This is a genomic window from Paenibacillus thailandensis (genome assembly GCF_042685365.1).
Taxonomy (GTDB): Bacteria; Bacillota; Bacilli; order Paenibacillales; family Paenibacillaceae; genus Paenibacillus_AP; species Paenibacillus_AP thailandensis.
Map to the genome: position 1 here is coordinate 354,005 of NZ_JBHUMY010000007.1, position 13,376 is coordinate 367,380.

Sequence of the window (13,376 nt, forward strand, 5' to 3'; positions counted from 1 at the left end):
AGCCGGATTTCATGCTCCTCTCAAGCACGGAATCTTATAAAAAAATGGTAATCGACCCGACACGAAAATGCAAGCCATAACCACAATTTACACCGGTTGTCTTGCCCTTCCTGCGTCGAAAAAACGACAAATTTCCGCATGAGCGCAGCCTCTTCTCGCGGCAGACAAAAGAACGAAAACCGGGCACAAAGGCCCGGTTCCAAGAGATGATAAAATTATAGAGAGTTCGTCATCAATGATTCAAGCGCGCCCTTGATCGTGCTTGCCGGAATGGCGAAGCCGATGCCTTGCGCTTCCGCGCTGACCGCCGTATTGATGCCGATGACCTGGCCGCTTGCGTTCAGCAGCGGTCCGCCGGAGTTGCCCGGGTTAATCGAAGCGTCCGTCTGCAGCAAGTGCTCGTAAACCTGCTCCGTGCCGTCATCGTTCGCCACCGTGATCGGGCGTTCTTTCGCGCTCAATACCCCTACCGTCATCGTATGGTCAAAGCCGTAAGGGTTGCCGATCGCGATGACCCAATCGCCGATTTGCGTTCCGTCCGAATCGCCCAGCGTAAGGTAAGGGAAGTCGCCGTCTCCCTCCACCTTCAGCACAGCCAGATCAAGCTCTTCGCTGCTGCCGACAACGGTCGCGGTGAACGGCTCGTCATAGCCCTCGACCGTTACCTTCAGCTCTTTCGCTCCGTCGATGACGTGCTCGTTCGTCAGAATGTAGCCGGATTTATCGAAAAAGAAGCCGGTTCCTTCGCCGGTCAGCTGCAGCTCGGATTCCGTATTGTCCGGCTGCTGCTGCCGGCCCCCTCCGAAGAAATAATCGAATTGCGAAGCGCCGTACATCGATTGGCGCGTCTCGCCGTAATTTTCGATCAGAACGACGGCCGGGCTGGCCTGCTCGTACACTTCGGAGATGTCCGATTCCACCGTGCTGCCGCTTGACGCCGTCGACAGCCCCGCATCCTGCAGCGCGGAAGATACCGCGGACGACACCGGTCCGCCGGACGAATCGCCTCCGGTGAACCACTGGCCACGGTCGGCGCCGTACATCAAGCCGCCGACCGCAATCGCACCCGCCATAAAGGCGGCAAACATCGAGCGCGCGGCGCTTCTTTTCTTCCGGGCAGGCTCCGCCGGAAGCTGGCCTGCGTATTTGTTCAGTTCCCGTTCGTATGCCGTTGCCATCTGCAGATGGCGGCTGCCGGCGTTAGTTTGCTCTTGCTTCATATCGTCAAAGTTTGTCATCTTAAACTCCTCCTCCACTAACGTCTTTCATGACGCCGCTGGCGGGAATTCGCTGCTTCCTTCACTCCCGCTCCCTATGTCTCTATGATGCGGCATCCACCTTAAACGAAAATGAAAGGGAGTTAAAAGAACGATTAGAAATGTAATTTCTTGAGACTTTGTCGATGTCATAGCCTCGTTATATAACGGCAAAAAAACCGGACCGCCGCACCCCGAAACGGGCGCAGCGAATCCGGTTCTATTCTACAAGCGTTAGCGTTTGGCGGCATATCAGCCCGTATTGCGGAGCCCGCCGGCAATGCCGTTAATGGTCAGCAGCACTTCGCGCAGCAGTTCGGTATCGTCCTCGTCCTTCAGACGGGCGGCCCGAAGCTCGGTCAGAAGCTGCACTTGCAGGTAGCTGAGCGGATCGACATACGGATTCCGCAGCCGGATCGACTCTTGAATGACCGGGACGTTATCCAGTATTTCTTCCTGTCCCGTAATTTGCAGAATAAGCTCGCTCGTCAGCTTGAACTCTTCTTCGATCAAGCCGAAGATGCGGTCGCGAACGGTCCGGTCCGCCACCATGTTCGCGTATTGCCGTGCAATAAGCAGGTCGGCTTTCGCCAGCGCCATCTGCAGGTTGTCGATGAGCGTGCGGAAGAACGGAAACTCGACATACATCGTCTTAAGCGTCTCCAGCTTCTCCGGATCGTTGCCGATATACGCCTTAAACGCGGTTCCGGCCGCATACCAGGCAGGGAGCAGGTAACGGCTTTGCGTCCATGCGAACACCCACGGAATCGCGCGCAAATCCTCGAAGCTGTCGCTGTTTTTCCGTTTGGAAGGACGGGAGCCGATATTCAGCTCGCCAACTTCGGCCAGCGGCGTCGATTCTTTGAAGAAGGTCATGAAATCCGGATCGCGGAAAATAAGATCCTGATACTTCTTCAGCGCCGTCTCCGAAATGCTGCGCGAAATATCTTCCCAGGCGGTCAGCGTCTCCGGCTGCTCTTCCGGGTATTTCGCAAGCCTTGCCGCCGTAATGAGCGCCCAGGTGGCCTGCTCGAGACTGCGGTAAGCGATCCCTTGCATCGCATAACGGGAAGACAACACTTCGCCTTGCTCGGTAATTTTGATGCCGCCGCCGATCGTATGAGGCGGCTGGGCCAGAATGCTGCGGTTAAGCGGCATGCCGCCCCGTCCGAGCGCTCCTCCGCGCCCGTGGAAAAACTTCACCTTCACGCCGTATTTGCCGGCTACGTCGGTAATTTCGTTCATCGCCACGCGCAGCTCCCAGTTCGCCGGAACGACCCCGCCGTCCTTGTTGCTGTCCGAATAACCAAGCATGATCTCGTGCAAGTTGCCGCACGCTTCGACCGCTTGGCGGTAGATCGGCAGCTCGAACAGCTTCTTCATAATGGCGGAAGCGGCGTGCAGGTCGTCGATCGTTTCGAACAGCGGTACCGACTGCAGCGTACACGCGATCGTGCCGTCCGCTTCCTTCCGGAAAAGGCCGACTTCTTTCGCGAATACCATAACCTCCAGCATATCGCTGGCTCCTTGCGTCATGCTGATCAGGTAGCTGCCGATGCATTCCTTGCCGAATTCATGCTGCGCGCGGTAGATCGTTTCGAATACGTCCAGACATTCCCGCGTCGATTCGGAATAGCTCAGATGGTTCGACGTAAGCGGACGCGGGTCGGCCAGCAGCTTTGCCAGAAGGTTGATCTTCTCTTCCTCGGAAAGCGCCGCGTAATTGTCCGTCACGTTCATCTTCGCCAATATTTCGGTCATCGCGTTCTCGTGCTCTTTACTGTGCTGGCGGACGTCCAGCTTGGCCAGATGGAAGCCGAACAGCTCGACCTGGCGAATAATCTTCGACAGATTCGTGTCGGCCACATAATCGGCATAATGGCTGCGCAGACTGCGGTCGATAATATACAGATCCTCCAGCAGCTCCTGCGGCGAGTTGTAGCGCATCGGTGAGCCTTTCAGCGACTCGTCGCGGGTATTCGCCAGCTTCTCCTGCATATAGCCGAGCTTGATCCGGTACGGCTCCTTCGTATTGCGCCACAGATCGACGTTCTTCAGCGCGATCTGTTCGCGGTCTTTCGCAATCGACTGCTCAAGTTCGTCCGAAATGCTGATGATCGACGTGCTGAAGCTGAGCAGCTTCATCAAATCCTTCAGCTGCTCTTCGTACTTGCGGATAACGAGGCCGCGGTGCATCGTAAGCGTCTGCCACGTGATTTTTGCCTTGACGGAAGGGTTGCCGTCCCGGTCGCCTCCGATCCACGATCCGAAACGCAGGTACGTCGGCGCGTGCCATTTGCTTTCCGGATAATATTTCGCAAGGCAGCGCTCGAGCTCCTCGTAAACGCTCGGCAGCGCTTCGAACAGCGTCTCGTCGAAATAATACAAGCCGTTGCGCACCTCGTCGATAACCGTCGGCTTGCGGTCGCGGATCTCGTCCGTTTGCCACAGGATCAACACTTCGTTGACCAGCTTCTCCCGGAGCTTCTCCCGCTCGCGATGCGTGAGGGACGGATTGTCCAGCTCCATCATGCCGTCGGCAATACGCTTGTGAATATTCTGCACGACGCGCCGGGTCGCTTCCGTCGGGTGAGCGGTCATGACCAGCTCAAGCGAAATGCCCTGCAGCATCTCCTGAACGGCGTCCGCCGGAATATTCCTCTCCTTCAAGTCGCGGACCGCGCTTTCGATCGAACCGTTCTGGACGGCTTCGCCGGCCGAGCGCTCGTAATCGCGTTTGCGTCTGATCCGATGGTTCTGTTCGGCAATGTTCAATAATTGGAAATAAATAGCGAAAGCCCGGATGACGTTATGGCGTTTCTCCGGACTGAGGGAAGAAACAGTCAATTTGAATTGTTCAAACAATTCAGGTTTATAAGCTGCCCGCAAAGATTTGCTTGATTCCCGAATGTGCTCTACAATGTCGAGCAGCTCCTGCCCGCCTTGATGAACAAGCACCTCGCCCAGTATGTTTCCTAGAAAACGGACATCCCGCCGCAGCAGATTGGTGGACTGCTGGCGGCTCGCATTGGTTACGGCCAAATTCTGTTCCGACATATTAAGCCTCCTGTGCAGCGTCAGTGTACTAACGCCCTATTTCCTTCTTCTAATCATACTACAAATTGCAAACCGGTAGAAGTCCGTACGCACACGATTTTGACAAAGTACTGCACGAATCGGGAACTTTCGCCGATAATTGTTCGGTTTTTGCTTCATGATCAGCCCAAATGAGAAATATTTCTAGCGAAGTCCTTCGAGAATGAATGACCGCGGTCAAAGGGTGCTTTTACCGATAAATCCAATTTATACTGCAAATGACTTCGGAAACCATTAAATTCCGTGGTGGTCATGCAAAAAAACCGGCGCTTCCCGAATCCGGGAGGCCGGTTTATCGCCAGAACGAACCGATGGACCCGGATGACCCGTAGGAGTCCCGGGCCGCCGCGGCCTGCCGGCAGCGCCGTTCAACGCGTTCAACGCTTAACGGCCCGCCGCAGGAAAAACGAGAAGAACAACCCCGCCCCGGCAATAAAGGTCGCCACGATAAAAGCATCGTTAATGCCTTTAATCGTCGATTGCACCGCCGCCATACTGTAAACCGTCTGGACCGCAAGCGATTGCCCCGCCGCTGGAGGCAGTCCCATAAGGGCGGCCATGCCCGCTCCGAGATTGTTGATCTGCTCCACGACGTTCGGGTTCGCGGCCGTTACCGTATTTCGAAAATCGCCCAGATGCACCTCGGTCCTGGAGGACATGACCGTCACAAGCCAAGCCGTACCGATCGATCCCGACACTTGCCTCATCGTATTCGACATCGCCGTACCGTGGCTCGCAAGCTTCGGCGGCAGCTGGTTCAGTCCTTCCGTCTGCACGGACATCATGAGCAGCGACATGCCGAAGCTGCGAACGGTATAAAGCAGCATAATATGCCCAAACGACGTATCGCTCGTAAACTTGCTGAATTCGTAAGTCGAGAAGACGGTAATGATCAGCCCGACGATCGCAAGCGGCCGGGAACCGATCCGGTCGTACAGCGATCCGGATATCGGAGACATGACCCCCATCAGCAAGGCGCCGGGCAGCAGGAGCAGACCGGATTCCAGAGGCGTAAAGCCGCGGATGTTCTGCAAATAAATAGGCAGCAGCAGCATGCCGCCGAACATCGCCATCGTAACGGCAGCGCCGACGATTGTGGAAATCGTGAAAATATCGTATTTAAACACCCGGAATTCCAGCATCGGATTGTCCATCCCCAGCTCCCGCAGCACGAAGAAGAGAATGAACAAGGCGCCGATCGCCAGCATCGACAAGACGAGTCCGCTGTCCCAGCCTTTGTCCCCCGCCGAGCTGAAGCCGTAAAGCAAAGCCCCGAAGCCAACGGTGGAAAACAAAGCGCCAAGCAAATCAAATTTCGGATTGCCGAGCTTGGATACGTTCCGCAGCCAAAGGACCGACAGGACAATATCGAGGATCGCAAGCGGAATGACCATAACGAACAGCAGCCGCCAGTTGTAATGCTCCACGATCCAGCCGGACAGCGTCGGCCCGATCGCCGGAGCAAACATCATGGCGATGCCGACCATCCCCATTGCCGCCCCCCGCCGCTCGGGCGGGAATACGGTCAGAAACACGTTCATTACAAGCGGCATAATAATGCCCGCTCCGGCGGCCTGCACGATCCGGCCGATCAGCAGGATGCTGAAGCCCGTGCTGATTGCGCAGATGAGCGATCCTGCCGCAAACAGGCTCATGGCGATGACGAACAGAAGACGGGTCCCGTATTTTTCGATCAAATACGCCGATACCGGGACAAGCACCCCGTTTACGAGCATGTAGGCCGTAGAAAGCCATTGCGCGGTCGTCGCCGATATATTGAAATCGGCCATAATATGAGGCAGCGCTACGTTTAACAGCGTTTGATTTAAGATGGCCACGAACGCCCCGAGCAGGAGGGACGTAATCGTGCGGCCAATTGAAATATTCGCCATATCGGCCACCTTAAATGTGGATTCGGACGGTCGCGTTCATTCCCGGTACCAATCCTAAGCTTCCGTAGCCTTCGATGGAGATCGTGACCGGAATGACCTGGGTAACCTTCGTATAGCTGGCATCCGTATTCGAAGCGGGCAGCAGCGAGAAGCTTCCCGCCGTTGCCAGACCGATCTGCTCCACGCGCCCCGTCAGCGTATCATCGGGAAAAGCGTCCACATAAACGTCGACGGTTTGCCCTACTTCCAGATCGTTGATTCGGGTTTCTTCAATATTGGCGGTAATCCACAGATCGTCCAGATCATACGTCTTGGCCAGCGACATGCCTGCGGATACGAACATATTCGTTACAGCCGTCTGCTGGACGATCGTCCCGTCGGCCGGCGCTTTAACGGATACGGTCTGCCCATCCGCTTGGACGGTTCCGATCGTATCCCCCTCTTTGTATTCTTTGCCTACTTCCCCTCTCCACGTGTCCAGCTTCCCCGCTGCGGGAGAGGCGATCGACACTTGCGTTCCGGTTACTTGCGCATTATCGGTCTTAATGTAATTGGCCGTTTCCGTGTAATAATAAATGCCTCCGCCTGCGGCCGCCAATATGACGACAATTACGATGACATTGATAAGTATCGCGCGAGCATTCATATCGCTAACTTCACTCCCGTTAAGTTAATCGCTTATCCTTGGTTGATTTTGCTCGATATGGGAGAGAAATATTCCACGCCCTCAAAATCATAATAATCTCGTCTTTGGGAACAAATATGTACGACTATGGCTCTGCAAAAGGAGACGAATACGATGAAAGCATACGTTGTGTACGACAGCGAAAGCGGTCATACCGAAGCGCTTGCCCGTTCCGTGGCCGAAGGGGCGGGCTTGGTCCGCAACGCCGAAGTAACGCTCCGCCGCGTGGACGAAGCCGATCCGCGCGATTTGGCCGATATGGATGCGATTCTATGGGGATGCGCGGGCCACTTCGGTACCGTAAGCTCCGGCTTGAAGGAATTTATAGACCGGCTGGGCTATTTGTGGGCGAAGGGCCAGCTGGTCGGCAAGGTAGGCGGCGTGTTCTGCACGACGGCGACCCAACATGGCGGCATAGAGGCGACTCTTCTCAGTTTGATCATTCCGATGCTGCATCAAGGGATGATCATTGCAGGTCTGCCGGGCAATATTCCGGAGAACGCGCTGTACGGCTCCTATTACGGCGTCGGCATCGTTTGCCCGGTGGAGCAGTCGCCGGACGACCCGCTCAATCTGCCCCGCGGCAACGACCTGGTGCTCGGCAGGGCGCTTGGGAAACGAGTCGCCGAAATCGCCCAGCAGCTCCGTTCGTCAAGGTACTGAGCTTATGATTTGGGTATTCATTGCCGTTGTCGTCGTCGGATTAATCTTTCTGATCGTGTACAACGCCAGAGCCTCCAGACCGAAAACCATAGACAGCCCTGAATCCGAGTCGCCCGAGACCGGCGAGTCTCTAACCGCGAACGAACCGACGATCGCGCTTGAAGAGGGGGCCGATCCGGCGGCGGCGCCCGCCGACACGGAGCGTGCCGCCGCCCCGGCGGAGCATGACGAGCCGCAGCCTAACAAGGCCGCCGGCGATAAGGGGCGTTACGTCCCTCCCAAAAGAGTCAAAACGCCGGCAGCCGTCAAGCTGGCCCGCGACAACGATTTTCGCAGCTCGCTTCTCCATCTTTCCAATAAAGAGAGCGATGATATCCTCGACAAGATGAAGTCCGACCACGCTTACCGCGACGCGCTTCGCGCGATGAACCGCCAAGCTTCCCGCGAGAAAGGAGACTAGCCGCATGAGCGACCATGAAGTATACGACGTTATCCAATCGTTCGGAGAGGAGGCGGATGTCCTGACCGATCAGGATTACAGGCAAGCGTTAAGGCAGTTTGCGCACTCGAAGTCCGTAACGAACGAGACAGGCCCTAATACGAACGACGGCGCCGAAGCGGACTGGCAGCCGCTTGTTTAGCACAGCCCGCAGCTTTGCTCCACGATCCTCCTCCAAGCCCCTTAAGTCTCGGGCTGCAGGCCGATGAGCACGCTCTTCTCTTGGAATACAATGGTCTTATCCGTAGAGAGGAGCGTTTTTTTCTATGAAGAAATCAAACCTGCTGTCCGGGAATCCTTTGCTTCATAACCGCCCGTATCTGTCCTTAATGGCGTCGCAGCTCGTAGCCAACATGGGCGATTGGCTTTACTTGATCGCGCTGCTGACGCTGATCGGCTTCAAGTGGAATGCCACCCCTTGGGAAATTACGCTAACGACGCTGTGCATGGTTCTGCCGATGTTGGTCGGCGGGCCCCTCACCGGACTGCTTGCGGACCGCATGGAACGGAAAAAGCTGATGCTCTTGTCCGATTACGCGCGGATCGTCATTATGGTATTGCTTATTTTCGCCGCCGCCTTGTGGCAGGTTTACATTCTTCTTATAGCCAAAGGCTTCTTCGACATTTTGTTTTCCCCCGCCAAAAACGGCAAGCTGAAGGAAATCGTCCCGAACGGACAGCTTGAGCAGGCGGTAGCCGTAAGCGCGGTTATCGAGCAAGGGAGCAAAATGATCGGTCCCGCGATCGGCGGAGCGTTAGCGGGAGCTTTCGGCGAAACCGCATGTTTTGTCGTAAACGCTTGCGCTTTTGCGGTATCGGCGTTATTTCTGGCAAAGGTGCCCGGTAAGAACGCCGCCCCGATCGGGGAAGGGAAAGAGGTTGAGGCTAAACCGGCTCAGGCGGCTACCGGCTCCTTCTGGTCCGAGCTGGGGGCGGGCCTCCGGATCATAACCGGTATACCGGTGCTGGCTTACGGTCTTGTTACGCTGGTTGCCGTACTGCTCGCGCTGCAAATCGCCGATTCGCAGGTCGTCGTCCTGTTCCGCGAAATTCCGGATATGCCTTCGGATTTGCTTGGCTACTGCATCGGGCTGAGCGGGGTAGGGACGCTGCTGGCCACCTTTGCGCTTAAGCTGCTCCGAAAGTGGACCACCCTGGCCAAAATGGGCGCCGGAGGGGCGCTGCTCGGAGCCGTGTTTGCCGGCGCGGGGCTTCTCGCCTTCTATGGGCCGTTTGCCGCCGGCAACATCTTATTCGTTGTCTGCTTCTTTTTGGCCGGGTTTGGCGCCGGAATGACGTTCCTGCCGTTTCAAATTACGCTGCAGCAGGAAACGCCCGTCCATCAGACCGGCCGCGTATTTGGCACCGTTTCGAGCCTGACTTCCACAGCAACGCTGCTTGGACCGCTTTTGGGCGGGCTATTCGTCACTTCGTTCGGAGCTGCTCCCGCCTTCCTGCTGTCGGGCGGAGCCGTCGCTTTGTTTGGCTTTGCGGTATTGCTGGTAAGCAAACGCTTCGTAGGCCGCCGCATGCCCTCCGCTTCCGGAGAACAGCTGCAGCAGCAATCCTGAAACTGTGAACAACTTCTCATGTGGATATGTGGATAATACCTGTTCATTCACGTAAGGCCTACGAAACAATCCTGTTTATAATGTGGATAGCGTTGTGTATAACGGAAGCCAACGTTAATTTCTTTTCTCTGAATCCTTATGTGGAAAAAATAAAAACCGGCGCATCGATCCGGAGATCGGCATGCGCCGGTTGTCGGTTATGATTGGGGTTGATTCAAGCCTTATTCATTCCCGCTATCGGTCGGTGTGCGGATAAACAAAAAAAACCTTGACGGCTCAAGGTTTACGATCGTTTTATAAATGGAGCGGGTGATGGGAATCGAACCCACGCTATCAGCTTGGAAGGCTGAAGTTCTACCATTGAACTACACCCGCAAATGAATGGTCGGGATGACACGATTCGAACATGCGACCCCCTGGTCCCAAACCAGGTGCTCTACCAAGCTGAGCTACATCCCGATATGAAGAAGTAAAAATGGCGTGCCCTGAGAGATTCGAACTCCCGACCTTTTGATTCGTAGTCAAATGCTCTATCCAGCTGAGCTAAGGGCACATGGAGCGGACGACGAGATTCGAACTCGCGACCCTCGCCTTGGCAAGGCGATGCTCTACCACTGAGCCACGTCCGCAGGGTTGCCGTGATCACCAACGATAGCATTTATCGCGGCGACAAGATATAATATATCACGTTCCGGAGCAAAATGCAAATGTTTTTTATCGTTTTTTTTTATTTTTTTGGACTGCCGCCCTTTTATTATAGGTGATCCAGTTAAAGAATCAAGCTGCCGTCCATAATTCGAAAAAGCTTTCGCATAGGCCATACGCCTCGGGCGTAACTGTGGCATGCGAAAGCTTTTTCTTAAGCAGCATTCACGCGCTTGTCGCGGTCAACGCTTCCTCCCGGACGAAGATCGCTTTGTCCGCGGCCGGTTCCCCCGCCAGCGCGTACGGCAAACAAAGCGGAACCCCGGTGCGCGGATCCGGAACGATATCCGCCTCGATATTAAACACCTCTCGCAGAATGTCGTGCGTCATGACTTCTTCCGGCGTCCCTTCGCCAACGACCGTCCCTTTCTTGATGGCGATCATATGATGGGCATAACGCGAAGCGTGATTCAGATCGTGAACCACCATCACGACCGTCCGATTATTCAGCTCGTTGAGCTTCTGCAGCAGATGCAGCACCTCGAGCTGATGAGCCATATCGAGAAAAGTCGTCGGCTCGTCAAGGAACAAAATATCCGTCTCTTGCGCCAATGCCATCGCGATCCATGCCCGTTGGCGTTGGCCGCCGGACAGTTGGTCGACAGGCCGGTCGGCGAATTCGCTCATACCGGTCGCTTCAACAGCCCATTTGACGATTTTCCGGTCTTCCTTCGAGACGGTGCCGAAGCCTTTCTGATAAGGAAATCTGCCGTAAGACACAAGCTCCGATACGGTTAAACCGTCCGGTGCAGTCGGATTTTGCGGAAGGATGGCGAGTTGTTTCGCTACCTCTTTCGTCGATTGCTTATGAATCGATTTCCCGTCCAACAGAACGCTGCCTCCCGCCGGATTCATCAATCGCGCCATCGTTTTCAGAATGGTCGACTTGCCGGAACCGTTGGATCCTACAAGCGCCGTAATTTTGCCTTGCGGGATAGCAATATTCAAATTTTGCACGATCAGCCGGTCATCGTAAGCAATGTTAAGGTTTGAAGTCGTTAAGCGAAACACGAAACAAGCACGCCCCTTCCGTCACGTCTGTATATCATCAGATTAGAATCATTCTAATGTTGAGAACAATTATCATTTATATCCATAATGATAATTGTTCTCAACGTTGTTGTCAATGGCGGATGGCGTTTCTTTTTTGATTAGATGACGTTTTGATTTAGGTTATACACATGTGAACAACCGTTTATTGAAGCTCAAAACCTTGTTTGCGCAAAAATTCCCGCATATGCGTACGGTTGCGGATTGCTTTCGCCGCCATCGCTTCCGACCAGGAAGCGGACGACTTCCCGTTCGAGCGTTCGGCCATATAGGCTTCGTGCACGCGGTCATATTGCTCGATCGCCTCTGTTGTGCGCTCGGCATCATACCGGTTTTCGAAATAAACGCCCGTTAAAGGCAGCCTGGGCCGCCGCAGCGGATTTTGGGCCGGAGTGCCGATACACATGCCAAACACCGGGTACACGCCCTCCGGAAGGTTCAGCAGGCGCGTCACTTCGTCCGGATTGTTCCGGATTCCTCCGATATACACAATGCCCAGACCAAACGATTCCGCCGCTATCGCGGCATTCTGCGCCGCCAATGCGGCATCCACGGTCGCCACGATGAAATTCTCCGTGTATAAGCCTGCCGATTCGGCGGCGGCGTTATGCCGGCTAACGGCTTGCCCGTATCTGTACAGATCGGCGCACCATACGAGGAAAACGGGCGCCTCCGCAACATAAGCCTGATTGCCGCTAAGTTCGGCAAGCTTGTCCCGCAGCTCCCGATCCGTAACGCCAACGACGGAAAACGCCTGCATATTGCTGGACGTAGACGCGCATTGAGCCGCCTCCAGAATCGCTTGCAACTGTTCGGCGGGAACGGGATCAGCCGCAAACTGCCGGATGGACCTGTGCGACGTTAACAGCTTTACGACTTCGTTCATGGGAACGGTTCACACTCCTTGTCTTCTATAAGGTTCGTCATATTCTACATTACGCTAAGCCGGTCAAAGGAGCAAATCGAAACTTGCTCGAACGGACGTTTGGTTTAAGCGTGTTCTCACAGCGTTATACCTGAATGTTAACGCTCCTTCCTTTACGAATCATTTATTGTTCGGCTTATATTACACCTCTGCGGGTGTTTCAATTCGGACCTATTACCTTGGATACAAAAAAATCGGAAGCCCTTGTTAAACAAGGACTTCCGATTTGATTATGCGCGTAGAGGGACTTGAACCCCCACGGTCTCCCGCTAGATCCTAAGTCTAGTGCGTCTGCCAATTCCGCCATACGCGCAAATAAAAACATGAGCCATGAAGGACTCGAACCTTCGACACCCTGATTAAAAGTCAGGTGCTCTACCAACTGAGCTAATGGCTCATAAATGGCTGGGGATCAAGGATTCGAACCTTGGAATGACGGAGTCAAAGTCCGTTGCCTTACCGCTTGGCTAATCCCCAACAATATTATTTATATGGTGGAGGGTGAGGGGATCGAACCCCCGACCCTCTGCTTGTAAGGCAGATGCTCTCCCAGCTGAGCTAACCCTCCACACGAATTGGGATGAAGTGGGTGGTGACCCGTAGGGGATTCGAACCCCTGTTACCTCCGTGAAAGGGAGGTGTCTTAACCCCTTGACCAACGGGCCACACAGATGGCTCTACTTCCAATGGAAGCAGAAGCATATGAATGCATAAGTAAAATGGAGCTCTCAACCGGGATCGAACCGGTGACCTCATCCTTACCATGGATGCACTCTACCGACTGAGCTATGAGAGCAAATGGCTCCCCGAACAGGACTCGAACCTGTGACAACTCGATTAACAGTCGAGTGCTCTACCGACTGAGCTATCAGGGAACATTGTAACTCAAAGCATTGCGCCTTGAAAACCGGATGCGAAAGGTTATGAACTTCTTTAGCTGCTTTTTGGGGTCCCCGCAAAGTATTCGGATTATGCTCCGGAAGCCTTCGCTTCACTTTGTGGGGTAATTTTAGGATAAGCCCTCGACCGATTAG

General features: G+C 54.8%; 10 protein-coding genes and 11 tRNA genes. 4 read left to right on the plus strand and 17 right to left on the minus strand.

Annotated features, from left to right (window positions below; genetic code table 11):
• Positions 1-215: 215 nt before the first annotated feature.
• The 4 genes from ACFSW5_RS09300 to ACFSW5_RS09315 all read right to left on the minus strand — a co-directional run bounded on the left by ACFSW5_RS09300 (position 216) and on the right by ACFSW5_RS09315 (position 6,890).
• Positions 216-1,238 carry a S1C family serine protease gene (locus ACFSW5_RS09300; protein WP_379271770.1) on the minus strand — a complete coding sequence of 341 codons (1,023 nt, stop codon included), beginning with the start codon at positions 1,236-1,238 and terminating at the stop codon, positions 216-218.
• Between the two features lie 270 nt (positions 1,239-1,508).
• Positions 1,509-4,313 (minus strand): phosphoenolpyruvate carboxylase, encoded by a 2,805-nt coding sequence (ppc, locus tag ACFSW5_RS09305; protein WP_379271773.1) that lies wholly within the window; start codon positions 4,311-4,313, stop codon positions 1,509-1,511.
• Between the two features lie 416 nt (positions 4,314-4,729).
• A complete protein-coding gene (locus ACFSW5_RS09310; RefSeq protein WP_379271776.1) occupies positions 4,730-6,244 on the minus strand; it encodes a DHA2 family efflux MFS transporter permease subunit in 1,515 nt (504 codons plus the stop codon).
• A 10-nt stretch (positions 6,245-6,254) separates the two neighbouring features.
• Positions 6,255-6,890, minus strand: coding sequence for an efflux RND transporter periplasmic adaptor subunit (locus ACFSW5_RS09315; protein WP_379271779.1), 636 nt, complete (start codon positions 6,888-6,890; stop codon positions 6,255-6,257).
• Positions 6,891-7,043: 153 nt separating this feature from the next.
• Between ACFSW5_RS09315 and ACFSW5_RS09320 the strand changes: the two genes are divergently transcribed.
• The 4 genes from ACFSW5_RS09320 (at position 7,044) to ACFSW5_RS09335 (ending at position 9,662) form a co-directional block, all read left to right on the plus strand.
• Positions 7,044-7,592, plus strand: coding sequence for an NAD(P)H-dependent oxidoreductase (locus ACFSW5_RS09320; RefSeq protein ID WP_379271781.1), 549 nt, complete (start codon positions 7,044-7,046; stop codon positions 7,590-7,592).
• A 4-nt stretch (positions 7,593-7,596) separates the two neighbouring features.
• Entirely contained in the window at positions 7,597-8,052 is a 456-nt protein-coding gene (locus tag ACFSW5_RS09325; protein WP_379271783.1) for a hypothetical protein, read from the plus strand.
• 4 nt (positions 8,053-8,056) lie between these two features.
• Positions 8,057-8,233, plus strand: coding sequence for a hypothetical protein (locus ACFSW5_RS09330; protein WP_379271785.1), 177 nt, complete (start codon positions 8,057-8,059; stop codon positions 8,231-8,233).
• A 124-nt stretch (positions 8,234-8,357) separates the two neighbouring features.
• Positions 8,358-9,662 (plus strand): MFS transporter, encoded by a 1,305-nt coding sequence (locus ACFSW5_RS09335; RefSeq protein WP_379271787.1) that lies wholly within the window; start codon positions 8,358-8,360, stop codon positions 9,660-9,662.
• A 301-nt stretch (positions 9,663-9,963) separates the two neighbouring features.
• Here the strand turns inward: ACFSW5_RS09335 and ACFSW5_RS09340 are convergent.
• The 13 genes from ACFSW5_RS09340 to ACFSW5_RS09400 form a co-directional block, all read right to left on the minus strand.
• Positions 9,964-10,037, minus strand: a tRNA-Gly gene (locus ACFSW5_RS09340).
• Positions 10,038-10,044: 7 nt separating this feature from the next.
• Positions 10,045-10,121: transfer RNA gene (locus tag ACFSW5_RS09345), tRNA-Pro, on the minus strand.
• Positions 10,122-10,138: 17 nt separating this feature from the next.
• Positions 10,139-10,215: transfer RNA gene (locus tag ACFSW5_RS09350), tRNA-Arg, on the minus strand.
• Position 10,216: 1 nt separating this feature from the next.
• A tRNA-Gly gene (locus tag ACFSW5_RS09355) sits at positions 10,217-10,291 on the minus strand.
• A gap of 241 nt (positions 10,292-10,532) precedes the next feature.
• Positions 10,533-11,378 carry an ABC transporter ATP-binding protein gene (locus ACFSW5_RS09360; protein WP_379271789.1) on the minus strand — a complete coding sequence of 282 codons (846 nt, stop codon included), beginning with the start codon at positions 11,376-11,378 and terminating at the stop codon, positions 10,533-10,535.
• A 184-nt stretch (positions 11,379-11,562) separates the two neighbouring features.
• Entirely contained in the window at positions 11,563-12,303 is a 741-nt protein-coding gene (nfsA, locus tag ACFSW5_RS09365) for an oxygen-insensitive NADPH nitroreductase (RefSeq protein WP_379271792.1), read from the minus strand.
• Positions 12,304-12,575: 272 nt separating this feature from the next.
• Positions 12,576-12,655: transfer RNA gene (locus tag ACFSW5_RS09370), tRNA-Leu, on the minus strand.
• A gap of 11 nt (positions 12,656-12,666) precedes the next feature.
• Positions 12,667-12,739 (minus strand) — tRNA-Lys (locus tag ACFSW5_RS09375).
• 5 nt (positions 12,740-12,744) lie between these two features.
• A tRNA-Gln gene (locus ACFSW5_RS09380) sits at positions 12,745-12,819 on the minus strand.
• Positions 12,820-12,834: 15 nt separating this feature from the next.
• Positions 12,835-12,910 (minus strand) — tRNA-Val (locus ACFSW5_RS09385).
• A gap of 22 nt (positions 12,911-12,932) precedes the next feature.
• A tRNA-Glu gene (locus ACFSW5_RS09390) sits at positions 12,933-13,007 on the minus strand.
• A 55-nt stretch (positions 13,008-13,062) separates the two neighbouring features.
• A tRNA-Thr gene (locus ACFSW5_RS09395) sits at positions 13,063-13,138 on the minus strand.
• Positions 13,139-13,141: 3 nt separating this feature from the next.
• Positions 13,142-13,217 (minus strand) — tRNA-Asn (locus tag ACFSW5_RS09400).
• Positions 13,218-13,376 lie beyond the last annotated feature (159 nt).